Origin of the sequence: Methylomonas sp. ZR1, from assembly GCF_013141865.1 — a bacterium.
In the GTDB taxonomy this organism is placed as follows: domain Bacteria; phylum Pseudomonadota; class Gammaproteobacteria; order Methylococcales; family Methylomonadaceae; genus Methylomonas.
Window position 1 is genome coordinate 3,714,957 of record NZ_RCST01000001.1, and the last position, 22,420, is coordinate 3,737,376.

The following is a 22,420-nucleotide window of genomic DNA, read 5'->3' on the forward strand; positions in this document are numbered from 1 at the left end:
AGGACTTATTCCCGGCCCTGCAAAGACTGCCGCAACAAGACTGAAGCCTGCTCGGCCGGCACGGGTTTGCTGAAAAAATACCCTTGTCCGTAATTGCACTGCTGTCCGCCCAAAAAATCCAACTGACTCTGGTCTTCGACGCCTTCGGCCACCAGCTCCAGTTTCAGCTGGCCCGCCATGGCCGAAATAGCCGACACAATCGCTCTATCGTTGGCATCGGTGCAAATATCCTTCACGAACGACTTATCGATTTTTAAGGTATCGAGCGGAAATCGCTTCAAATAACTGAGCGAAGAATAACCGGTACCGAAGTCATCCACCGAAATCCGCACTCCCAGCTGCTTGATCTGATTCAGCGTGTCCAGCGTCGTATCCAGCTTATGCATCAAGATGCTTTCGGTAATCTCTAACTCCAACAACTCCGGCGAAAGTTCGGTTTCTTTCAGCACATCCAACACCACATCCAGCAGCTGACGCTGATCTTGGAAACGGTGAAACTGCCGTCCAGACAAATTGACCGCAATTCGAATCGGCATACCGGCCAACTGCCAGGCCCGTGCCTGTTTGCATGCAGTTCGCAATACCCAAGCCCCAATTGGCACGATCAGCCCGGTTTCTTCAGCCAAGCCGATAAATTGATCCGGCATGACGATACCCAAGGCGTGATTGTGCCAACGAATCAAGGCCTCCATACCAATGATGCAACCGTTATCGATTTTCACCTGCGGCTGATAATGCAATACCAGCTCCTCCAACTCCAAGGCCTGACGCAAATGATGCTCCAGCTTCAGATAATGCTGAGCCGCACTGTTCATTTCCGGGGTAAAAAACTGATAATTATTTTTGCCCAGTTTTTTGGCGTGATACAAAGCAGAATCGGCCTGCGCCAGCAATTCGTCGAACGAAAGCGAATTATCCGGATAAATACTGATACCGATACTGGCCCGGGAATAGATTTGATGCTGTTGAACCTGTAAAGGCTCGTTCAAGGCATGTAATATTTTGATGGCCACTTTGGCGGCATCCAGACTATCTGCAATATTGGGCAGCATAATAATAAACTCATCCCCGCCCATCCTGGAGGGCGTATCGCCTTCCCTCAAACAACCGGAAATTCGCTTGGCAACAGCTCTGAGTAATTCATCACCCACGGCATGCCCAAAGGTATCGTTGATCGCCTTGAAATTATCCAGATCGAGAAATAGAAACGCGATAATGCCTTGCCTGCGCTGCGCTTGCGTAATGAACTGCAAGGCTCTATCGGTTAACAAAGTCCGGTTCGGCAACTCGGTAAGCGCATCGAAATGGGCAATATAATCCAGGCGTTGCCGTGCGCGTTTCACTTCCTCAATTTCCCGGGCGTTATCGATTACCAAGGACAACGAATGCGCAAAACTCAACGCCAACTCTTCATCGTTCTTGGTAAATAGCTCACCACTGTATTTATCGCTGAGATAGATACGCCCATACACCCGACCTTGATGAGATATAGGCACCGCCAATAAGGATGTCATCTGCGGATGATGTGGTGGAAAGCCGGCGCTGCGCGGGTCCTTGCCCATATCCGCAAGCCTCAAGGAGACGTTTTCCTCAATGACTACCCCCAACAAGCCCCTCCCCTCAGGTAAATGCCCGATTTGCTGAGCTTGCTCGTCGCTGATACCGGCATAAATAAACTCCGTCAACGCGCCGCCGTTGTCAACTATCCCAATAGCACCATAACGAGCATCCAACAAATTACAAAGCGCATCAATGCCGGCCTGCAATAACTCGGTTTCGATTGATGTATGGGCCAGCACCCCCAGCAAGCTGCGCGCAGCGTCGTTCAATGCGGCCAGACGCCCAACCCAAACCACCGTTTGCTCGTGGTTAGTTTCCGCCGCAATTTTAAGGCGCATAGTCTCTTTCAGCAGCAGTCGCTCACGGTTCAGTAGAACTTCCAAAATACTTTGCCGGGTAACCACGCCAACGAATTGACCTTTGTTGAGCACAGCCAAGGCTCCCAGCTGATTTTCATCCATCAGACATAGCGCTTTGCGGACGCCAAGCTTAGGAGCGACACTAAGCATAGGCCGATGCTCGACCAAATCTGCAAAAATCCAATTGGGATGTTTTGATATATCGTGATCGGTGGCCAAACCGCAAAACTCTTCCACCAGCGCTTCCCGAAAAACGGCAAAAACGATATTGCGCTCAACGCTGCAAGGCCGCTCCTCCTCCATAACCCGACGAACGTGCGGCCATAAACAATCGCCAACCGCCAGTTGTTTCATAACTTGGTATTTAGCTGAACGGAAATATCCATCTCCGCATGCAATATTTCATCGGCACTCATCAAGGGCTTTATCTGAGTCAACACGAAATCGATTAACGCAGCCTTGCTGATACGTTTTAGCAAGCTCTGTCTTACCAAAAGATCACTGATCACATCGTCATCAAACTCAATATGCTCAAACGGCGCTTTTACCAATAGTTCGATTGCCCGGCGCATGGCGATGCAGCCAATCGGAGACTCCTTGCCTAACACCAACATATCTTTTAACGGCGGAATAGCGTATTCGCCCAAGTTGGCAGAAATATGAATTTGATTTTGGCTGGCTTTGTACATGGTCTATTGGCCGAATTATCTGACAAATTGAAAGGTTAATTTAGCAGATTTTCAGTTTTGAGAATTATTTCAGTAGCAGCCAACGCTAGGTCAGAGACTTCACTTGCCGCTCGACCACGTGCTATGGAAATGAAGAAAGGAAGGACTTAAAAGTTACCGCTAAAATCATGCGCTTTAGCGACTATTTATCCGCAGCACCAAAGAAAGCACTCGGAAAGAGGGAATTTGCATTGCGTTTGCCGGCTTGCTTAATTAGACGACAGCTGTCAACCAAGCAAACCGGTAAACGCTATCCGGACAATCGAGGGGAGATTATCCGGTCACAAAACAGGCGGCAGTGACCGCCAAAAACAATTATCTCGGTTCAAACCAAACCGCTCAAAACCCTCTATCAAACCGACTCTTAAACTCCCTGGATTCGTCATTCCCGAGAAGGTCGCAACCGTTAAAGAATTCTCAGCGAATCCGGCATAGCCGCTGGGCTCCCGCCTTCGCGGGAGCGACGATATGTAAGAATTGGATTAATCATTTCGTAAAGTCTTGGCCGGCAAGTTGTCGAACCGAATAGGTTCAACGGGTATCAGTTGCCACCTTTGAAGGTAATTTCCAGCGCGTGCAAGGCATTAGCGCAATTAGCGCTGCCTTGAATAGCCGGATCATCGTGACAAGCTTGGTTTTGGGTACGCGCCTCTTTAATGTTGGCCACATACCAAGCGACGGTTTTGACATCCTCGCCAGCCGCTTCATTGGCATTAGTAACATTCAACGCCGTGGTCAAACCCAGCGCGGCAACAGCAGCGGCTATTATCATCATGTGTGCTTTTTTCATAAAAACTCCTTGGCTTCTCGATTATCGGGGGGGAACGATTAACGCCCATGCAAACCCGCATGAGCTGGCGATAATCTAGCAAAGAATCCTAACGTTTAAAATGTGGCCGATTGCCGCGCGACAATATGTCTCTACAGTGCGGCATATCACACAATTTTGCACAAATACCCCTAAATGCGGCTGACAAAAAGCGTTAATAACAAATGACCGCAAAACACAGCGGGACAGCCCAGGCAGGTTTGTTGGAGAAAAGACGGCGCAATAAGCCAAAGCCATTGCGCCCAGGGATTTATTTGATTTTGACCAGTTCCTTACCATTGCTGGAGAAACTGCAGATACCGGCTGCGAAATAAGTACATTCGTCCGATTGCTCCAGCTTGGCACCGTTAGGCGTCAGATGAATTTTCACTGAGCACGAGCGCGCTTCGCCCTCAATGTGCTTTTTCAAGACCAATTCGTTTTCACCAACACTTTTAGCCTCATCGGATACCGTTGCGGAACAGGCGTGCTTGCCGGCCTCATCGGGATTGGGTTCGAAATCCACATCCACCGTGGCGTTAATGTCTTTACCCAAGGTCGTAATCTTCAAATGCTGTACATGATTGCCGTCGCGCAACAGAAAATGATCGGTAGCCGCCCCGGCAGTACCGGAAGCCAGCATCGCGATGGCCAGAAACAACGTTTTTCTCATGATGTTACCTCTTCTTATTAGTTTAAGTGGTTCAAAAAGGGCTAAGGCCGATCCGACTTTAAGTATGCCATGCCGGACGGTATAGCGCTTAAGCTGGAGGCTTGGTTGGGATTGTACCTTACTGATCCCTATTACCAAACATCCCTAGCCCCCGCATCAGGGTAACGCGCCGGCAATCGGCAAACCGCTGCCCAAACCATGAAAGCCCTGGCGATTTATGCCATAATCCGCCCTCATTTTCCCAGGCTGTTTTAACCCCATGTCTAACCGAAAAATCCTTGTTACCAGCGCCTTACCGTATGCCAACGGCCCTATCCACTTGGGCCACCTTGTCGAATACATCCAAACCGACATCTGGGTGCGGTTCCAGAAACAACGCGGGCACAATTGCTACTACGTCTGCGCCGACGACACCCACGGCACGCCGATCATGCTACGCGCTGACAAGGAAGGCATTACCCCGGAACAACTGATCGCCGATGTGGAAAAACAACATCGCGCCGATTTCCAGGAATTTGGTGTTGCTTTCGATCATTACCACAGCACCCATTCGCCGGAAAACAAAGAATACTCGGCGCTGATCTACAAACGCCTGCGCGCCGGCGGCCATATCAGCCAACGCAGCATCACTCAGGCTTACGATCCGGTGAAAAATATGTTCCTACCGGACCGTTTCATCAAGGGCGAATGCCCGAAATGCGGCGCGACCGACCAATACGGCGACAGCTGCGAAGCCTGCGGCGCCACCTATTCGCCCACCGAACTGAAAAACGCCGTCTCCGCCATTTCCGGCGAGCGCCCCATCGAAAAAGATTCCGAGCATTACTTTTTCGAACTCGGCCATTTTGCCGAGATGCTGCGCGACTGGACCACCGCCGGCCACTTGCAACCGGAAGTCAGCAACAAGATGGCGGAATGGCTGGAGAACGGCTTGCAGCAGTGGGATATTTCCCGCGATGCGCCGTATTTCGGCTTTGAAATTCCCGATGCGCCGGGCAAGTATTTCTATGTCTGGCTGGATGCACCGATCGGTTACATGGCCAGCTTCAAGCACTTCTGCGACCGTCAAGGCCTGGATTTCGACCAGTTTTGGCAAAAAGACAGCACCACCGAGCTTTACCATTTCATCGGCAAGGACATCATTTACTTCCACGCCCTGTTCTGGCCGGCCATGCTGCACGGCGCAGACTTTAGAACACCCAGCGCGATCTTCGCCCACGGCTTTTTAACCGTCAACGGCGAGAAAATGTCCAAATCGCGCGGCACCTTCATCAAGGCCCGCACCTACCTGGACCATCTGAACCCGGAATATCTGCGCTATTACTTCGCCGCCAAACTCAGCGCCGGCGTTGATGACATCGACCTGAACTTCGACGATTTCAGCCAACGCGTCAACTCCGACTTGGTCGGCAAAGTCGTCAACATCGCCAGCCGTTGCAGCGGCTTCATCGCCAAGCGTTTCGACGGCGTACTTTCTGAAGAATGCGCCGAGCCGGCGTTATTTCAACAGTTTGTCGACGCCAATAGCACCATCGCCGATCTATATGAAAGCCGCGAATTCGGCAAGGCGATGCGGGAAATCATGGCGCTAGCCGACAAGGCCAATCAGTACATCGACGAGAAAAAACCCTGGCTGATCGCCAAGGAAGAAGGTCGGGACACCGAGCTACACGTAGTGTGCAGCATGGGCATCAATCTGTTTCGACTACTGGTTGTATATCTACGCCCGGTGATTCCAACGCTAGCAAGCAATGCCGAAAGCTTTTTAAACATCCCGGCGCAAAGCTGGCCTAGCGATGCCCAGCCGCTGCTCGGCCACAAAATCAACAGCTTTACACCGCTGATGACCCGGGTAGAGCCGGACAAAATCGCCGCGATTGTAGAGGCTTCCAAGGAAAATCTGGAAAAGACGCCGCCGGTGGCAGCCAAGCCGGTCAAACCAGCCGCCGCCGTGGAAAACAATCCCGAGCAAGTAGCAAAATCGATAGCCGAGCCAATTGCCGAAGCGATAGAGATCGAAGACTTTGCCAAAATTGATTTGCGCATCGGTCGCATCGTCAAAGCCGAATCGGTGGAAGGCGCGGAGAAACTGCTGCAACTCACTGTCGATCTGGGCAGCGAAACGCGCAATATTTTCGCCGGTATCAAATCGGCCTACGCCCCGGAAGAACTGGAAGGCAAATTGACCGTGGTAGTGGCTAACCTCAAGCCGCGCAAAATGCGCTTCGGCACCTCGGAAGGCATGGTGCTGGCGGCCGGCCCCGGCGGTAAGGACATCTGGGTGCTATCGCCGGACCAAGGCGCGCAGCCGGGCATGCGGGTTAAATAAAGCCAAATTCCGAAGAACAGCTTATTGACAATGAGCGAGCAACACGAGGCATCCCTGGCCGAACAAATCGACGCACTACTACCGCAAACCCAATGCCGTAAATGCGGCTATCAGGGCTGCCGACCTTATGCGGAAGCCATCGCTAGCGGCGAAGCAGACATAGACCAGTGCCCACCGGGCGGTGACTCAGGCATCCAATTACTGGCCGAATTACTAAAAGTACCCGCCAAGCCTTTAAATCCGGCATTCGGTGTCCATCGCCCGCTACAGGTAGCCGTGATAGACGAGGCAGCTTGCATAGGCTGCACCAAATGCCTGCCGCCCTGCCCGACAGACGCCATCCTGGGCGCATCCAAGCACATGCATACCGTTATCGCCGCCTTGTGTACCGGCTGCGAATTATGCATTGCCCCCTGCCCGGTCAACTGCATCAGCATGATCCCGGCAAACGCCGAATGGACCACCGAGAATGCGGACCAATCCAGACGGCGTCACCAAGCCAAAAACCGCCGCCAAGCCAAAGCGGAAGCAGAAAAATCCGAACGGCTGAATCGGCAAAAACAACTGCTGGCGAAACTCAATAAAGGAAAAACCAGCGTTTAAACCCGGATTGGCAATGACTTTAACAACATTTAATCTTATAATGGCGCGCTTACCCGATTCGGCCCAGTAGCCGATACGTATCCTGAAAGGAAATTCTCTTAGGGTTTCAGGATTAGGGTAAAAAGCCTACACCGCTTGACCGCAAATCACATTGCGCCCGTAGCTCAGCTGGATAGAGCGCAGCCCTCCGGAGGCTGAGGCCAGAGGTTCGAATCCTCTCGGGCGCGCCATTTGACATGTTTCCCACCCTATCTTGACTCTGCGTGCGATGGTGCTGAGAGGCCTCTAGTAGCAAATAGTCTTTTGCCATGCCCGGCAAACCCGCTTCCGAAACCCTGATCAAATGGGCATTTAATATTAGCCTGCCCCTTAACGTCTCTGGAGTCGCCATACCCGCGAAAGCGGAAATCCAAAATAGCCGGTGGGTTATGGTTATAGCTGGAAAATCGATACTTAAAGACTAATAAACAGGCTAATCCGGATTGAAGTCACTCAAGGCGTTTTCAAGTTCCTCCAACAGGGTCTTTAACACTTCGGCTTCTTGAAGCAAATCGCTATTTTCCCCGCGGACGGCTGGCCCCGGAACGGTTTCCGCCTTAATGCTTGGTTTATCCGCTGCCGATTTAGCCGGCATATCGGTTAACAATGCTTCAAGCCCGCGGCCCAGGCCGCGTTTGGGTGGAATCTTGTTCATATCAGTTAATGACACCAGCAAATCCGCGACATTTGCGGCTGTTTAAGACCACCATCTCCCGCGCATCGACCCTGGTAACATCGGCGAAGCCTTGCTGCAACATCATATAAAATCCTCTTCTAATCCCGGGGAACCGAGCTAATACAAACCAAATCAACGAATACCGAAAAACATCCACTTCGCCTACCAACAGGCCATTTTAGCAATTTCCCTGCCGGCAAGCCGATCAGAGATACCCGTTCCGCTAGAATATCCTCCGCATTCCACACCTCGACACTTGCACCAACGCCACGAGTCGACATGAGGATGGTCAACAACAAGTCATTCATCCCCGCGGGTGCGGGGAACACTTGCTTTGCACCGGCTTATGCAGCGAGACATCCGGTTCATCCCCGCGGGTGCGTGGAACACTCGGTAATGCCGGCTTCCACTGCTTCCAGTTTGGCGGTTCATCCCCGCGGGTGCGGGGAACACAGCAGGAACGCCGCTTGCAATTGGAAAAACAACGGTTCATCCCCGCGGGTGCGGGGAACACGTTTCATGTCGGCCTGGACCCGCAGCAGCCGTCGGTTCATCCCCGCGGGTGCGGGGAACACTCTTCCAGATAACACGGCAGGGAGGCGACGATCGGTTCATCCCCGCGGGTGCGGGGAACACAATCCGCGTCGATTCCAAGGAAACCTTTCTACGGGTTCATTCCCGCGGGTGCGGGGAACACACTAATCGTAACTTATTGTTACGCATATAAAAATAACCTGGCTAAATTTCCACCAAATTTTTCGGTATTTTCCAAGTTGTTAAAAAGCTGGCGACTACCCTTACAGCGCCCTATATCCCAACAGGAATTTAGTGCACCTTCACCCCGCCCCTCGCCCGGAGGGCGAGGGAGACAAATCGGCCTCTTCCGGCGGAAAAAACGACACCAGTTTCAAGCCGTCAAGCTCTACCGGTAGCCGTCTATTCTTTCCTAAAGTCATAAAATCAAAACCGGATTCGGTATTGGTGGACCAGGCCATCACGGCGTTGCCCTCCTCCAAGCCCTGCTCGACTTGCGACCAGATCATGTCCCGTACCTTGGCCGACAAGTCGCCGACGTAAACCCCGGCGCGAATTTCGATCAACCATACCGCCAAACGCCCGCGCAACCTGGGCGGGACGTTTTCAACTACGATGACCAACATCGCCGATGCCCTCCGCATTGGGAATGGCCGGGGCGATGTTTTCCTCGGCCGGTTTGGGAATTTCCAGTTCGCCGGCCGCCAGCACTTCTTCGATGGTGGGGATGATCTTGCGCAGGATTTTGGATTGACGAAACACGTCGCGGCACATCAGCCGCACTTCGCGTTCCGGGTTGGAGTAGTTTTTGGCGGCGATTTTGAAGGCATGCGGGACGATGTCGTCGAATTTGAACAGGTCGGCGATGTCGTAAACGAAAGACAACGGCTTGCCGGTATGGATAAAGCCGATGGCCGGCGCGTAACCGGCGGCCAGCACGGCCGCTTCGCAGATGCCGTATAGGCAGGCGGTGGCGGCACTGAGACAGCGGTTGGCGGTGTCGCTGTTGTCCCACGCCGTATAGTCGTAATTGCGGCCCTTCCAGTCCACGCCGGCCTGCTTGGCCAGCAACTGGTACAACTTCCTGACTCTGGCGCCTTCGATGCCGCGCAATTGTTCGACGCTACGGCGCTCGGGCGGCTTTTCGCCGAAACGGATTTCGTACATCTTGCGTACCACCTTCAAGCGCGCGGCGTCATCCAGCGCCAGTTTGGCTTGATACAACAAGCGGTCGGAACGCGCGCCGCCCGGCTGACCGGCGGCATACAGCCTGACGCCGGCCTCGCCGACCCAAACCAGCAACGTCCCTGCTCGGGCCGCCAGCGCGGCGGCGTGATGGGAGACGCGGGTGCCGGGTTCCAGCATGATGCAGGCGATCGAACCGACCGGGATGTGGGTGCGGATCCCGGTTTCGTCGATGACGACAAAGGCGCCGTCCTTGACATCTATCTGGCCTTTTTCGATAAAGACCAGCGAGACACGTTCTTTCATGGCGATGGGTTTTAGGGGTGGGAGCATGGGTAAATCATCCTTAATTTTGGGGATCGTTCGGCTAGAGAGCGCCGATCAATCGCTGGGTTAACAGCGTTTGCATATCGCGGCGCCCATCCAGAATGGCATGAACGACCACTTGTTTAGGCATGCGTTGATAGATGATGCGATAGGGTTTTACAATGATTTGTCGATATTGGCGAATGCCCAAACCCAGTAACTCTTTAGGTACGGTTCCACGCTCGTTCAAATTGGCAAGACTATTAACGGCCGCTTCGAGTGCATCGATGATTTTTGCCGCCCCCTTTTCGCTGACTTCCAGCAAGAAATAATCATTGATGGCCAGTAAATCGGCCAAGGCCGGTTCGGTCAACCGTACCGGTACACTCATGCCAAACCGCGCCGCTTACGTAAACGACTAAACGCCTCTGCGCTGGACACCGTTTTGCCTTCCGCTAGCGCTTGCTGACTTTGCGCCAACATTTTCAGCAAGGCCAGGGTTTCCTGAGTTTGCTCGTAATCGGCTACCGACTGAACCACCATCGCCGCCTCGCCGTTTTGGGTGATGACCATAGGCTGGTGATCGGTTTTCAATTTTTCGATCACCTCGGCGGCGTTGGCTTTTAAGTAACTGATGGGTTTTATATTTTCGGATAGTTTCATTTAGTTTTTTCTCACAAAAAAATAAATTAGGACTGAATTAAGTCCGAATTATAGCCGCCACACCATCAGCAAACCACAACCAAATGCCTTGGCCCGACCCAGGCCGGTGAATAGGGTTTGGCGGAAGATGATTTGCATAAGTCGACTCACACTCTGGCAATCGATAGTAGACCGCAGCCGAAGGCTTTGGCGGGGCCTATGCCTTGCATCACTTGCGCTTCAAATTCCGCCGGATCAGTGACTGTCAGGATACCGTCGAACAACACTGTTTGAATTTTGCCACTACGACCTTCCTTGGCTTTGCGAAAATACGTCACCGGTTCAGGTTGGAGGATCAAAGTTTCCAACAGAGCAAAATCCTGAAGCTTACGTTCCAACCAGGCTTGTTGTTGCTCTTCATGCAACAACGGCACACGGACGGTTTTGGTAAAGGTCTTGCCCTGTTTTTCGACCGTACCTTTGCTGCTGTCTTTGATAGTTTTGATCGGATTGGCACGCAACCGAAAGCGTATCGCCGGTTTCATTTCTTGTTCGCGGTACGAGCAAAATCAATCCGGAAAAAGCGACACTAACGAAGCCTTCATGGGCAACCATAGAAGGTTCGAGCGTACCAACGAAGCATTCTAGTGTACGCACGGGAGACTCAGATGTACGCCCGAAACGGTTGGGGCACTCACGGGAGGTCTGGACGCACGCACAGACCGTTTGGGGGCGTCCACAGAACGCGCGTCGGCACCTCCGAAACGCTTGTGCGCACCGACAATCCCTCTGTAAGCCCGCACAAAGCGTTGCCCCCCAATGACTACCCATTACCCGGTTGTATTACCATCAGCCAGACATAATCTAAGGCCTTGTTCCAACCCTGGCCACCAAAAGGGAGTTAACGGAATTTTTCAGGGTCGGTGATTTGCAGTTCCCCTGTGAAATTGACGGAGCTGAAGCCGGATTTTTCCGCCTTTTTGGGCGGCCTTTTGCTGTAGACCATACAAAGCTTAGCGTTTTGCAGCTTGAGTATTCCGATGAAATCCGCCACCGACTCCAATGCCTAAACCAACAGCGCATTCCAATCGAAACCCGTCAACGTCGCCGACCGGCCATAAGCGGACCTTTATCCCTTAATAAATCAGATCAACCAGTGCCCGCTTAATGGCCCAAAGCTGACCCGCGCCGATCTTCTTTGCCTCATCTTAAGTTTTGGTGGGTGATACCTTGATTTTATTTTTTGTAATATAACTTACATAACTGTATAGTTATTTACATGAAAAAATGGTATCTACTGATAACAAGCCTGCCCACAGAGAACGCTACCGCCCGGATGCGCATTTGGCGATCCCTGAAAGCGTCCGGCGCTGCCGTGCTGCGTGATGGCGTCTACTTGATGCCGGATCGAGCGGATTGCCTGGAAACCTTCGAAAGCCTAGCCTTAGAGGTCAAGGCATCGGGTGGCACAGCCTTAGTGTTGAAAACCGACGAGCCGGCATCTGAAAGTTTCATTGCGCTCTTTGACCGCAGTGCAGATTACGCTTCGTTATTGGCCGATATTTCCAAGTTGAGCTCTGATTTGGTAATTGATTCCGCGCAAGACCAACTCAAACAAGTCCGCAAACTGCGCAAAGCATTTACCAGTCTTGCTGCCATCGACTTTTTTCCGGGCGAAGCGCAGCAACAAACTGACACGGCTTTACGTCAGCTTGAATTGGCTATCGCCCGTTTGTTATCGCCCGACGAACCCCATCCCGCCGAGGGAACTATCGCCACGTTATCGATTGCCGACTTTCAAGGTAAAACCTGGGCAACTCGGCAACGTCCCTGGGTGGATAGGCTAGCCTGCGCCTGGTTGATTCGTCGGTTTATTGACCCGCAGGCGCATCTGCTTTGGCTGCCTTCGCCCGATGCTTGTCCCAACGACGCTATGGGTTTCGATTTCGACGGCGCGCGCTTCAGTCATATCGATGGCCGTGTCACGTTTGAAGTGCTGCTCGCCAGTTTTGACTTGGAAACACCGGCCCTCAAGCGTTTAGGAAGCCTGGTGCATTTTCTGGATGTCGGTGGCGTACAACCGCCGGAAGCGGTGGGTATCGAAAGCGTGCTGGCTGGCTTGCGCGATGCCATCGCCGACGACGATCAATTATTGGCGGTGGCCAGCGCGGTATTTGACAGCTTGCTGGTGACCTTCGAAAAAGGAGTGAACAATTCATGACACAACCAGATAAACGGTCTCCCGATAATCAACAAAACCGGCCTGACCCCGTTGGTTTTTGGCAAGCTTTCCGCTTCTGGCTGAAACTGGGCTTTATCAGCTTTGGCGGCCCCGCAGGACAAATCGCCATCATGCATCAGGAATTGGTGGAGCGCCGCCGCTGGATTTCTGAGCAACGTTTTCTACATGCTTTGAATTACTGCATGTTGTTGCCGGGGCCGGAAGCCCAGCAATTGGCTACCTATATAGGTTGGTTAATGCACCGTAGTATTGGCGGTATTGTCGCCGGCGGCTTGTTTGTGTTGCCGTCGCTGTTGATTCTGATTGGTTTGAGCTGGCTATATCTGGCGTATGGTCATGTCACGGCGGTGGCCGGTGTGTTGTATGGCATCAAACCCGCAGTCACGGCGATCGTGTTGTTTGCCGCCTATCGCATTGGCTCGCGCGCTTTGAAAAATGGGCTGTTGTGGGCCATGGCGGCCTTGGCGTTTTTAGCCATCTTCTTACTGAATGCGCCGTTTCCGTTGATTGTGCTGATTGCCGCCATGCTGGGAGCCGTGGGTGGCAAATGGTTGCCGGGCAAATTTGCGCTAGGCGGCGGTCATGGTGCAGGCAAGCAGAGTTATGGGCCGGCGTTGATCGATGACGATACGCCGACACCAACCCATGCGCTGTTTTCCTGGTCCGGCCTAATCAAAGTAATCGTCGTCGGGTTAATTTTATGGGGTGCTGTCATCGGCTGGTTATGTACCGAGTACGGCTGGCACGACGCATTGACGCAAATGGGCTGGTTTTTCACCAAGGCCGCCTTGCTGACTTTTGGCGGCGCGTATGCGGTGTTGCCTTATGTCTATCAAGGTGCGGTCGAACATTTCCACTGGCTGACGCCGCAGCAAATGATCGATGGCCTGGCGCTCGGCGAAACCACGCCCGGCCCTTTGATCATGGTGGTGACTTTCGTTGGCTTTGTCGCAGGATGGAGCCAGCAAGTGTTCGGCGACGAGCACTTGCTGCTGGCGGGTGCGGTGGCGGCAACCGTGGTGACCTACTTCACCTTCCTGCCCAGTTTTTTGTTCATCCTGGCCGGTGGTCCGATCGTGGAATCGACCCACGGCAACCTGAAATTCACCGCGCCGTTGACCGGCATTACCGCTGCCGTGGTCGGCGTCATCCTGAATCTGGCGGTTTTTTTTGCCTGGCACGTATTCTGGCCACAAGGATTCTCAGGAGTTTTTGATGCGTTTTCGGCACTCATCAGTCTATGTGCATTCTGGGCACTGTTCCGTTACAAGGTGAATGTCATTCCCGTGATTATGGCCTGCGGCATCACGGGCTTATTGTTCCATTTCGTCAAAATCTGGCTTGCCCAGCAAGGAGTCGTTTTATGAAACGCTTACATCAATTTTCCGTTTTACCGTTGCTCATGGCACCTCTACTGGTGGGAAACGCTGTCGCTCAGGAGTCCAGTCAACATGCGGTAGCCGTATCGTTGGATACCGCTAAAATCGAACTACTCACCGGCGCCAAAGGCAAACTGGATAGCGCCGAAAATGTGTTTCGAGTGGCTGTGCCGCGTAGCGATCTCGCTGTCAGCGTAGCCGGAGTCAAAATGACGGCCGCCACCGGTTTCACATCATGGGCCAGCTTTACGCCGACAGGCGATAAAACCATGGTCATGGGCGACATGGTGTTGGCGGAAGACCAGATCAATCCGGTGATGAGTACCGCACTGGACAATGGCATCGAAGTAACGGCCTTACATAACCATTTTCTGTGGGATACGCCCAAAGTGATGTTCATGCACATCGGCGGTATGGGCGATGTCGATGCCTTGGCAATCGGCATTGGCAAAGTCTTTACCAAAATTCAGGAAACCAGTAGCACTAAACCGAAAAGCAAGCCCAAAGCATTCGATGCCGCCAAAACCTCGCTCGATCCCAAACCACTCGAACAAATCCTTGGCGTCCCGCTCGAAAAGGCCGGAGAAGTTTATAAGGTAACGATAGGCCGCACCACACAAATGGATGGGCATAGCGTCGGCAAAACCATGGGCGTCAACACCTGGGCGGTATTCGCGGGCAGTGACGACAAAGCGATTGTTGAAGGCGACTTCGCTGTGTTGGAAGCCGAACTGCAAGGCGTCTTGAAGTCATTGCGGGGTTCTGGCATTGCCATTACCACGATCCATAATCACATGGTGGGTGAATCGCCCAGAATCGTCTTCCTGCACTATTGGGGCGAAGGCCGAGCCAACGATTTGGCGAAAGCCTTTAAAACCGCTTTGGAATTACAAGCCAAAAACTGAGGCATCGTCATGAAGTGGATTACCCGTGAACGGCCCAAAATTGACCGCATCGCTTGTCCCTGGCTGATTGCCCGATTTATCGATGCCGAGGCGGAATTTCTCTATGTGCTTGGTGATCAGGTTTTCCAAATCGCCGAAGAAACAGGTGCCATTCCTTATGACATTCCTGGTGCGGAACTCAGTCATGTCGATGAGTTATGCAGTTTCGATGCCTTTTTGAACCACTATCAGCTCGACGATCCGGCCTTAAAACAATTAGCGGCCATTGTACGTGGGGCTGATACATCGAAATTGGATTTGACACCGCAATCTTCGGGTTTGTATGCCATCTCTTTGGGGCTATCACACGTTTTTAAAGATGATCTGGAAATGCTTGCACATGGAATGGTCATGTACGATGCGCTATTCGCTTGGTGCCAACATTGCCAAGCTGAAACGCACAATTGGCCGCCCGAATTGACGCTTACTAGCAAGCCATAAGAAAAACAGTTAGCAAGGTCAGCTTTGAATTTCGCAGCAGTCAGATTTTTTTTCGTTATGATTTGACTGCATTGGGTCGAAATACGCAACTTCAGTGAACCATCGTTGCCGGTCAGTAACTTAAACAATTTCCACTCCACCACCACATCCACACAATGGTAAGCCAGGCCGTCATCGGTTTCCGGTTTGGCTTTACCCCAATATTGGAAATACGGTGCTGTCACGCTCAGTCCTTGATTTGATTGAAACCCATATCCGACAGATATGCTACGCCGCCAGGTAGTGTAGTCGTTTGCAGGTATTCATCAATGCTGAATCGACCCGGCACAGCAAGAGTTCGGCGTTTGTTAAGTGCTACGCCACTGGTGATGATTACACGCCAAGGTTAAAAATCGATGGCCGGTTAAAATCGTTTAGCCGTTGTCAGCGCCAATCATCCTAAAACCAACTTGGCGATGTCACACCATGCCCTGCTCTTGCAGCATGGCGTAGGCGGCGTTGATTTGCCGGGTTTCTTCCTCGGCGAGTTGTTTGATTTTTTCGCCAAACACGCCGACTCGGTCCGGGTGGTATTCGGAAATTTTCTTTTTGTATGCTGCTTTGATGTCTATCGGTATGGCATCGGCAGTTAGACCGAGAATTAAATAACAATCCGCTAACGATTTGATGTGTTGATCGTCTTCAGGCAGTTTTATTTCGGTTATATACACATTGCGATGTTCGTCGATATCCAATTTGAATTGTGCGTGGCACTTTCGGCATCGCGCTTTGTTGCCTTCGATGGGTAACGTAAATTTAATGTGTTGCGCACAGGATGGACAGGAAATTGTCCTTACATTGGTAGGCGTTCTAAGGGTGGGCTGCTTTTGATTTTGATGTTTGCGTCGAACTTTTCGGGCCTTGAAGACCAGCAGCGCGACCAAAATAATGTTCAATATTAGCGATGCGGACAAAACAATATTGATCATCATCCCGGCTAATTGACTGATCGACGAAATTTAAAATGAAGGGGGTTAAACAGGTGGCGCCCCATACTCGTTTGCTCGGTCATCGCCTTTTGACACCATCCAGATGAAATACGGAATGATGCCGATGATGGTCAGAATAATCAGATACCACCAGCCGCTATGCCCGGTATCGTGTAATCGGCGGATATTAACAGCCAGCGACGGAAATAGAATTACCAAATTGGTGATCGCCGTAACGGTTGCCGGCTCGCCGTAGGACGATTGATCGATGATTCCCGCCATCATCGATACCAATAACGTGAAAAGCGCAAACCACCAGTATTCAGCGCGTGATGCTCTACCTGTAAAAACAAATGCCTTTGCAAAACAGCCGGACACCGATTCGGTAAACGTCATACCCCGTCCGTTAGCCATTGGCCCGCGATAGCCGCTATTCGCTTGCATGGCTGCGCCACACTCAAGGCAGAAATTTGCATTGTCCGGATTTTGTTTTCCACAGTTTGGGCAGTACATTGTGCGCTCCGACAGACTCTTTAAGTGACGATATTACTGCGATATGGAAAAATGTGTAGCCCGTTCGCACATTTTTCATTTAGTTTCGTTTAGCGGCTTTGACGATAGGGATCAAACACTTTGCAATGCTGACCAGTGACCATGCTTGCAATGCACGCCAGCAAATAAAGCAATCCCGACAAATAGCGAACGCACCGCCTCACCAGGTTTATCGCCATTTTCCACGACACGGTAAGACTCAGAAAAAGCAGGTGAAACCTTGCCTGAATGCGTTTACCACAAAATCGCTGGCAGTCCTCCGCCAAAAGGCGGCGTAACACGACTAAACCGGGTTGCACGGTTTACCCGGGTTAACTATTTATTCTGCTCGTCCACAGTGTCGTTGTCGTCTTTCGGGGCGGCATCGACAACGCGCTTTTTCGGCTTCTTAATAGCGGTCTGCTGATTGATCCGTTCAAGCTGGGCTAGAAAGTACGAGTCGTAATTCCAGTTTGGTTTTGCTGCGATGGGTTCGGGCTTGGTATCTCTGATGTCGCTCATAGTATTTTCGTTGATTACACTCGTTTGTGGGCAGATTAACTGCATTGACATAAATTAGCGCGCATCGCCAGTCACCCAGAATCGCATAGGCTCTTCGCCTAAAACATAAAGTTTGATTCAGTGGGTTATTTAAACAACTCGCGCTGGATGTATTAAACAGCCGCCGGCTTCAGCATTGAGGTTTTGCCTACCATAATATCCGCGGCTTTCAGCATGCGCTTAAATACCGATTCCTGGCAGTAAGGAATATTATGTTTCTCGCACAGCGCTTTCACTTGCGGCTGCAATTTTTGGTATTGGCTTAGCGGCAAATCCGGCCATAAATGGTGCTCAATTTGATAATTCAACCAACCGTAGAAAAAGTCATTGAAATTAGACCCGGTTGGATAATTGACCGAACCCAAAATCTGCCGCAGATAAAACTCGCCTTTACTATGCGATTTTTCATCGAACATCATCACGTCGTCGCCGGCATGATTGGGGATCATCACCAGAAAGCTATGCATATTGGTGAAAATTTCAGCCAGAATCGAATTGATCAATACGCTGACAGCGGCAAACCCGCCCAGCGGTAAGAATAGCAGCGGTATTAATACAAAACGATACGCGCTATAAGGCAATACGCTTTGCAGCCATAGCGCCTTACCTTGCGGGGTAAACAGGCTCCAGGCACCGATACGTGTGGTCTCGGGCTTGGGTTTACCTTGCAGGCGGGCGGCATTTAAAACCAATTCTTTATGCGTGCGCGGGGTGTAATAAATGATTTTCCAGATACCGGAAAACAAAGCCACGATGGCATAGCGTTGCCACATCGGCAGCGTGGATTGCCGTAGCCATTCCATATTGTGCTGGGCATTGTTGGGATCGGTCTCCTCACCCAGGTTGTAATGATGCAATAAATCGTGTTCGTGATGCCAGCCGGCCGGGGTCATCCAATCCGGCCAATCCAAAAACCGCCGCCAACCCTTTGCAAACTTCTTGCTGGTGTAGTTTTTGTCCACATCCCGCATTTTATCGAAGGCTTTATGCACGATGGGATGACCTACCCCGGTCCAGCGGGAAAAACTGCCCTGACTGATCAACAACGCGGAAACCGGGTTGGGAAGAATCCAGGCGGTCGCGTAACCCACGAGAGAACAAACCTTGCCCCAGCGCTCGACTTTTTTTAAATGTTCGAAATCGGCAGGACCAATATCGGCTAACGCTTGTTTATGAATTTGGCTGATGTCTTTGGCTAATTGTTCGCGATCAACCGACTGGTAACTATTTAAACTCAAAATGTGTTGTCTCTGTAAAGTGCAAGGAAAGGATTTGAATACCTTCGGATAAAAAGTCAGGATTTAAAGCGTCCGGACGGCGCTTAAAATTAGCGGTTGCGGCCTATAGGGTCGGAACTAACCAAAACTGGCCGGCCAAAACGGTATAAGTCTATAGACTATCCGCATCTTTGCACGCGCTATCAAACTCCCCGACATCCCGCGCGCGAGTATAACGAAGCAACTTTTGCAAATGTCTAAAAAGGATAGAGTGTTGATTTAAATGGTGCCGGCAATAGGAATCGAACCTACGACCTTCGCGTTACGAGTGCGCTGCTCTACCTGCTGAGCTATGCCGGCGTGTGATTGTCTATTTGTAGATGGCTTTGGGGTCTTTCAGTACCGGCTCGGTGGCTTGCCATGCACCATCTTTCAGGCTGCGGTAAAAACAGCTTTCCCGACCGGTGTGGCAGGCGATGCCGCCTTCCTGTTCAATTTTAAGCAATATTACATCAGCATCGCAATCCAATTGCATATCGATGACTTTTTGCCTATGCCCGGACTCCTCGCCCTTGCGCCACAAGCGGTTGCGGGAGCGGGACCAATATACCGCATAACCTTCGGCGACCGTTAAGGCCAGTGACTCGCGATTCATCCAGGCAAACATCACCACGCGGCCGCTGTCATGCAGTTGGGCGATGACCGGCACCAAGCCGTCTGCGGTCCATTGGATTTCCTCCAACCAGCTTTCACTCACAGTCGTACCTCTATACCTCTGGCTTGCATGTGTTTTTTGGCCTGTTCTATCGTATATTCGGCAAAATGGAAAATGCTGGCGGCCAAGACCGCATCGGCTTTACCTTGGGTAATGCCGTCGGCTAGATGGTCCAGATTGCCGACACCGCCGGAAGCGATGACCGGGATGCTGACCGCTTCGCTGATCGCACGGGTCAAAGCCAAGTCGAAGCCGGATTTGGTGCCGTCGCGGTCCATGCTGGTCAATAAAATTTCACCCGCCCCGTAGTCTTTCATTCTGGCAGCCCATTCGACGGCATTGATACCGGTCGGTTTACGGCCGCCGTGGGTAAATATCTCCCAACGGTTTTCCTCGCCTTCCTGACTGACTTTTTTGGCGTCGATAGCCACCACAATACATTGCGAACCAAACTTTTCAGCCGCTTCCTTAACAAACTCCGGGCGAAATACCGCAGCGCTGTTGATGCCCACTTTGTCCGCGCCGGCGTTGAGCATGCGGCGGATGTCTTCCAACACCCGGATGCCGCCGCCGACAGTCAGCGGAATGAATACTTCGCTGGCCACTTGTTCGACGACATGGACGATGGTGTCGCGGTTGTCGTGGGTGGCGGTGATGTCCAGGAAGGTGATCTCGTCGGCGCCCTCTCGGTCGTAGCGACGGGCGATTTCCACCGGGTCGCCGGCATCGCGGATGTCGACAAATTTTACGCCTTTCACGACGCGGCCGTTATCGACATCCAGGCAGGGAATAATACGTTTGGCTAGGCTCATGGTTTACGATTTAGCAGCATTAGCTCAGACATCGGCTCCACCGAAAGACTCGGCGAGCTTTTCGCCTTCGGCAAAATCCAGCGTACCTTCGTAGATGGCCCGGCCGGTGATGGCTCCCATGATGCCTTCGTGGGCTACTTCACCCAACGCGCGAATGTCGTCCAAATTAGTAATGCCACCGGAGGCAATGACCGGGATGTGCACCGAGCGCGCCAATTTTGCAGTGGCTTCGACATTGACGCCTTGCATCATGCCGTCGCGGGAAATATCGGTGTAGATAATGGCGGCAACGCCGTTGGACTCAAATTTTTGCGCCAGGTCAATCACGTCGTGGCGGGACAGTTTCGACCAGCCATCGATCGCTACCTTACCGTCTCTGGCGTCCAGGCCAATGATGATATGACCGGGAAACTCAATCGATACGTCGCGCACGAAATGCGGTTCGCTGACGGCCTTGGTGCCGATAATCACATACTGCACACCGGCTTCCAGATACGCCTGGATGGTGTCTTCATCGCGGATACCGCCGCCGATTTGCACCGGCACATCGGGATAAGCCTGAACAATCTCGTTAATAACCTGGGCATTTTTCGGTTTACCGGCGAAGGCGCCGTCTAAATCGACTAGGTGCAATCGTTTTGCCCCTGCTTCAACCCAGCGCCCGGCCACAGCCACCGGATCGTCGGAGAATACGGTATCGTCTTCCATACGACCCTGGCGCAAACGGACACATTTTCCTTCCTTCAAGTCAATTGCGGGTATCAGCAACATATTTAAATCTCGACAGTTAAAACACTAAATCTAAAGGTTAGTAAAGCCAACATCTAAGGGTTGGGGAGTTACGCGGTTCCATCCCACGCCAGGAAGTTTTGCAATAGCTGCAATCCGACAGTCTGGCTTTTTTCGGGATGAAATTGCACGGCAAACATATTGTCTTTTGCCAGTGCGCAGGTAAAGGCTTGCGGATAATCGGCCGTCGCAGCGCTGTGGCGCACATCGTCCGGCGCTGCATAATAGCTGTGTACGAAATAAAAGCGGCTATGGTCCGGGATGTCGTGCCAGAGCGGATGCGGGTTTTGCTTAACCTGATTCCAGCCCATATGCGGGATTTTCAAAACATTACCCTCGGCATCCAACATGTGATCGGCAAAACGGCGGGCATGACCGGGGAATATATTCAGACAAGCGATGCCATCGTTTTCCTCGCTGTCGGTTAGCAAGGCCTGCATCCCCAGGCAGATGCCCAGAAAAGGCTTGCTTTGCGCTACTTCACGGATCACATCCGCCAAACCACTCTCGTTCAAGGCTTGCATACAATCGCGTATCGCGCCGACGCCTGGAAACACCACGCGATCCGCCGAGCGAATCACTGCGGCATCAGCCGTTATTTGTACGTTTACCCGGCTATCGGCATGTTGAAGCGCTTTGGCAATGGAATGCAGATTTCCCATTCCGTAATCGATAACGGCTACTGATGACATAAAACTAGAGATACAAGGTCGGGGTTTCTAGGCGAAAAATGGGGGAATTATAGACTGCCTTTAGTGGAAGGCATGATACCGGCCATCCGCTCGTCATGGCTGATCGCCATCCTGACGGCCCGGCCGAATGCCTTGAATACGGTTTCGGCAATATGATGCGGATTGCCGCCCTTGATATTATCGATATGCAAGGTCACGCCGGCATGATTCACAAAACCTTGAAAAAACTCTTTAAACAAATCCACGTCGAAATTACCGATGAACGCGCGTTTGAATTCCACTTGATAGAACAAGCCCGGACGGCCGGAGAAATCTACCACCACCCGCGATAACGATTCATCCAGCGGGCAATAAGCGTGGCCGTAACGGTAAATGCCTTTTTTATCGCCCAGTGCTTTGGCAAAGGCTTGACCGAGCGTAATGCCGATGTCTTCCACGCTGTGATGGGCATCAATGTGCAGGTCGCCGTGCGAGACAACCTCTATGTCTATCAAGCCGTGCCGGGCTATCTGATCCAGCATGTGGTCCAAAAACGGCAAACCGGTGGTAAACGAAGCCGAGCCGTTACCGTCGAGATTAATGGAAACTTTGATCTGGGTTTCGAGCGTATTGCGCTCAACCTGGGCGGTGCGTGGGTTCATGCTTGATGCGGATGGCTTATTTCGGCGCTAGTTTACGTGATTGTGA

The 22,420-nt window shown here is 52.0% G+C and carries 27 protein-coding genes, 2 tRNA genes, 1 pseudogene and 1 CRISPR repeat array; of the genes and pseudogenes, 7 read left to right on the top strand and 23 right to left on the bottom strand.

Going from position 1 to position 22,420, the window contains the following annotated elements:
- Positions 1 to 5: 5 nt before the first annotated feature.
- The 4 genes from DDY07_RS16800 to DDY07_RS16815 form a co-directional block, all read right to left on the bottom strand.
- The gene (locus DDY07_RS16800; protein WP_171696701.1) at positions 6 to 2,273 is read right to left on the bottom strand and encodes an EAL domain-containing protein; all 2,268 of its coding nucleotides are present in this window, start codon (positions 2,271 to 2,273) and stop codon (positions 6 to 8) included.
- Entirely contained in the window at positions 2,270 to 2,608 is a 339-nt protein-coding gene (locus DDY07_RS16805) for a hypothetical protein (protein ID WP_033155833.1), read from the bottom strand. Before DDY07_RS16805 ends, DDY07_RS16800 begins: the two co-directional genes overlap by 4 nt.
- Positions 2,609 to 3,188: 580 nt before the next feature.
- A complete protein-coding gene (locus tag DDY07_RS16810) occupies positions 3,189 to 3,437 on the bottom strand; it encodes a hypothetical protein (protein WP_033155832.1) in 249 nt (82 codons plus the stop codon).
- Positions 3,438 to 3,726: 289 nt separating this feature from the next.
- On the bottom strand, positions 3,727 to 4,128 hold the full coding sequence (locus tag DDY07_RS16815) for a hypothetical protein (protein ID WP_171696702.1): 402 nt from the start codon (positions 4,126 to 4,128) through the stop codon (positions 3,727 to 3,729).
- A gap of 259 nt (positions 4,129 to 4,387) precedes the next feature.
- Between DDY07_RS16815 and metG the strand changes: the two genes are divergently transcribed.
- The 3 genes from metG to DDY07_RS16830 all read left to right on the top strand — a co-directional run bounded on the left by metG (position 4,388) and on the right by DDY07_RS16830 (position 7,290).
- Positions 4,388 to 6,457, top strand: coding sequence for a methionine--tRNA ligase (gene metG / locus DDY07_RS16820; protein ID WP_171696703.1), 2,070 nt, complete (start codon positions 4,388 to 4,390; stop codon positions 6,455 to 6,457).
- Positions 6,458 to 6,487: 30 nt separating this feature from the next.
- Positions 6,488 to 7,060, top strand: a complete 573-nt coding sequence (locus DDY07_RS16825; RefSeq protein ID WP_171696704.1) for an RnfABCDGE type electron transport complex subunit B — start codon at positions 6,488 to 6,490, stop codon at positions 7,058 to 7,060.
- A gap of 153 nt (positions 7,061 to 7,213) precedes the next feature.
- Positions 7,214 to 7,290, top strand: a tRNA-Arg gene (locus DDY07_RS16830).
- Positions 7,291 to 7,532: 242 nt separating this feature from the next.
- Here the strand turns inward: DDY07_RS16830 and DDY07_RS16835 are convergent.
- From DDY07_RS16835 to DDY07_RS16870, 8 genes are all read right to left on the bottom strand, one after another.
- Positions 7,533 to 7,769 (bottom strand): hypothetical protein, encoded by a 237-nt coding sequence (locus tag DDY07_RS16835; protein WP_171696705.1) that lies wholly within the window; start codon positions 7,767 to 7,769, stop codon positions 7,533 to 7,535.
- 307 nt (positions 7,770 to 8,076) lie between these two features.
- Positions 8,077 to 8,472: direct repeats of the CRISPR family, unit length 28 nt; unit sequence GGTTCATCCCCGCGGGTGCGGGGAACAC.
- Between the two features lie 139 nt (positions 8,473 to 8,611).
- The gene (gene cas2e / locus DDY07_RS16840; protein ID WP_033158599.1) at positions 8,612 to 8,935 is read right to left on the bottom strand and encodes a type I-E CRISPR-associated endoribonuclease Cas2e; all 324 of its coding nucleotides are present in this window, start codon (positions 8,933 to 8,935) and stop codon (positions 8,612 to 8,614) included.
- Positions 8,916 to 9,827 (bottom strand): type I-E CRISPR-associated endonuclease Cas1e, encoded by a 912-nt coding sequence (gene cas1e / locus DDY07_RS16845; protein WP_171696706.1) that lies wholly within the window; start codon positions 9,825 to 9,827, stop codon positions 8,916 to 8,918. Before cas1e ends, cas2e begins: the two co-directional genes overlap by 20 nt.
- A 34-nt stretch (positions 9,828 to 9,861) precedes the next feature.
- The gene (locus tag DDY07_RS16850; protein ID WP_171696707.1) at positions 9,862 to 10,191 is read right to left on the bottom strand and encodes a type II toxin-antitoxin system RelE/ParE family toxin; all 330 of its coding nucleotides are present in this window, start codon (positions 10,189 to 10,191) and stop codon (positions 9,862 to 9,864) included.
- Positions 10,188 to 10,463 carry a type II toxin-antitoxin system Phd/YefM family antitoxin gene (locus tag DDY07_RS16855; RefSeq protein ID WP_101051489.1) on the bottom strand — a complete coding sequence of 92 codons (276 nt, stop codon included), beginning with the start codon at positions 10,461 to 10,463 and terminating at the stop codon, positions 10,188 to 10,190. Before DDY07_RS16855 ends, DDY07_RS16850 begins: the two co-directional genes overlap by 4 nt.
- 48 nt (positions 10,464 to 10,511) lie before the next feature.
- Positions 10,512 to 10,601 (bottom strand): type I-E CRISPR-associated protein Cas6/Cse3/CasE, encoded by a 90-nt coding sequence (locus DDY07_RS16860; protein ID WP_171696708.1) that lies wholly within the window; start codon positions 10,599 to 10,601, stop codon positions 10,512 to 10,514.
- Between the two features lie 8 nt (positions 10,602 to 10,609).
- Positions 10,610 to 10,987 (bottom strand): type I-E CRISPR-associated protein Cas6/Cse3/CasE, encoded by a 378-nt coding sequence (gene cas6e, locus DDY07_RS16865; RefSeq protein ID WP_253734524.1) that lies wholly within the window; start codon positions 10,985 to 10,987, stop codon positions 10,610 to 10,612.
- 356 nt (positions 10,988 to 11,343) lie between these two features.
- Entirely contained in the window at positions 11,344 to 11,496 is a 153-nt protein-coding gene (locus DDY07_RS16870) for a hypothetical protein (protein WP_171696709.1), read from the bottom strand.
- Positions 11,497 to 11,721: 225 nt separating this feature from the next.
- Here DDY07_RS16870 and DDY07_RS16875 point away from each other — a divergent pair, with 225 nt between their 5' ends.
- The 4 genes from DDY07_RS16875 to DDY07_RS16890 are packed head-to-tail and all read left to right on the top strand — an operon-like array spanning position 11,722 to position 15,448.
- The gene (locus tag DDY07_RS16875) at positions 11,722 to 12,663 is read left to right on the top strand and encodes a chromate resistance protein ChrB domain-containing protein (RefSeq protein WP_171696710.1); all 942 of its coding nucleotides are present in this window, start codon (positions 11,722 to 11,724) and stop codon (positions 12,661 to 12,663) included.
- Positions 12,660 to 14,051: a chromate efflux transporter gene (gene chrA, locus DDY07_RS16880; protein ID WP_171696711.1), complete on the top strand. Its 1,392-nt coding sequence runs from the start codon at positions 12,660 to 12,662 to the stop codon at positions 14,049 to 14,051. Before DDY07_RS16875 ends, chrA begins: the two co-directional genes overlap by 4 nt.
- Positions 14,048 to 14,968 carry a DUF1259 domain-containing protein gene (locus DDY07_RS16885; protein WP_171696712.1) on the top strand — a complete coding sequence of 307 codons (921 nt, stop codon included), beginning with the start codon at positions 14,048 to 14,050 and terminating at the stop codon, positions 14,966 to 14,968. Before chrA ends, DDY07_RS16885 begins: the two co-directional genes overlap by 4 nt.
- 9 nt (positions 14,969 to 14,977) lie before the next feature.
- Entirely contained in the window at positions 14,978 to 15,448 is a 471-nt protein-coding gene (locus DDY07_RS16890; protein WP_171696713.1) for a chromate resistance protein ChrB domain-containing protein, read from the top strand.
- Between the two features lie 458 nt (positions 15,449 to 15,906).
- On the opposite strand, the gene DDY07_RS16895 is transcribed toward DDY07_RS16890, so the two are convergent.
- The 11 genes and pseudogenes from DDY07_RS16895 to hisB all read right to left on the bottom strand — a co-directional run bounded on the left by DDY07_RS16895 (position 15,907) and on the right by hisB (position 22,374).
- Positions 15,907 to 16,182: a J domain-containing protein gene (locus DDY07_RS16895; RefSeq protein ID WP_171696714.1), complete on the bottom strand. Its 276-nt coding sequence runs from the start codon at positions 16,180 to 16,182 to the stop codon at positions 15,907 to 15,909.
- 279 nt (positions 16,183 to 16,461) lie between these two features.
- On the bottom strand, positions 16,462 to 16,860 hold the full coding sequence (locus tag DDY07_RS16900; RefSeq protein WP_253734526.1) for a DUF805 domain-containing protein: 399 nt from the start codon (positions 16,858 to 16,860) through the stop codon (positions 16,462 to 16,464).
- Between the two features lie 6 nt (positions 16,861 to 16,866).
- Positions 16,867 to 16,929: pseudogene (locus DDY07_RS24490) on the bottom strand (zinc-ribbon domain-containing protein); the annotation flags it as partial.
- A 354-nt stretch (positions 16,930 to 17,283) separates the two neighbouring features.
- Positions 17,284 to 17,469, bottom strand: coding sequence for a hypothetical protein (locus DDY07_RS16905; protein ID WP_171696716.1), 186 nt, complete (start codon positions 17,467 to 17,469; stop codon positions 17,284 to 17,286).
- Positions 17,470 to 17,621: 152 nt separating this feature from the next.
- Positions 17,622 to 18,746 carry a fatty acid desaturase gene (locus tag DDY07_RS16910; RefSeq protein WP_171696717.1) on the bottom strand — a complete coding sequence of 375 codons (1,125 nt, stop codon included), beginning with the start codon at positions 18,744 to 18,746 and terminating at the stop codon, positions 17,622 to 17,624.
- A gap of 263 nt (positions 18,747 to 19,009) precedes the next feature.
- A tRNA-Thr gene (locus DDY07_RS16915) sits at positions 19,010 to 19,085 on the bottom strand.
- Between the two features lie 10 nt (positions 19,086 to 19,095).
- Positions 19,096 to 19,482, bottom strand: a complete 387-nt coding sequence (gene hisI / locus DDY07_RS16920) for a phosphoribosyl-AMP cyclohydrolase (protein ID WP_171696718.1) — start codon at positions 19,480 to 19,482, stop codon at positions 19,096 to 19,098.
- On the bottom strand, positions 19,479 to 20,252 hold the full coding sequence (gene hisF / locus DDY07_RS16925) for an imidazole glycerol phosphate synthase subunit HisF (protein WP_171696719.1): 774 nt from the start codon (positions 20,250 to 20,252) through the stop codon (positions 19,479 to 19,481). Before hisF ends, hisI begins: the two co-directional genes overlap by 4 nt.
- Positions 20,253 to 20,276: 24 nt before the next feature.
- Positions 20,277 to 21,023 (bottom strand): 1-(5-phosphoribosyl)-5-[(5-phosphoribosylamino)methylideneamino]imidazole-4-carboxamide isomerase, encoded by a 747-nt coding sequence (hisA, locus tag DDY07_RS16930; protein WP_171696720.1) that lies wholly within the window; start codon positions 21,021 to 21,023, stop codon positions 20,277 to 20,279.
- A 68-nt stretch (positions 21,024 to 21,091) separates the two neighbouring features.
- Positions 21,092 to 21,733, bottom strand: coding sequence for an imidazole glycerol phosphate synthase subunit HisH (hisH, locus tag DDY07_RS16935; protein WP_171696721.1), 642 nt, complete (start codon positions 21,731 to 21,733; stop codon positions 21,092 to 21,094).
- Positions 21,734 to 21,780: 47 nt separating this feature from the next.
- Positions 21,781 to 22,374, bottom strand: a complete 594-nt coding sequence (hisB, locus tag DDY07_RS16940) for an imidazoleglycerol-phosphate dehydratase HisB (protein ID WP_171696722.1) — start codon at positions 22,372 to 22,374, stop codon at positions 21,781 to 21,783.
- Positions 22,375 to 22,420 lie beyond the last annotated feature (46 nt).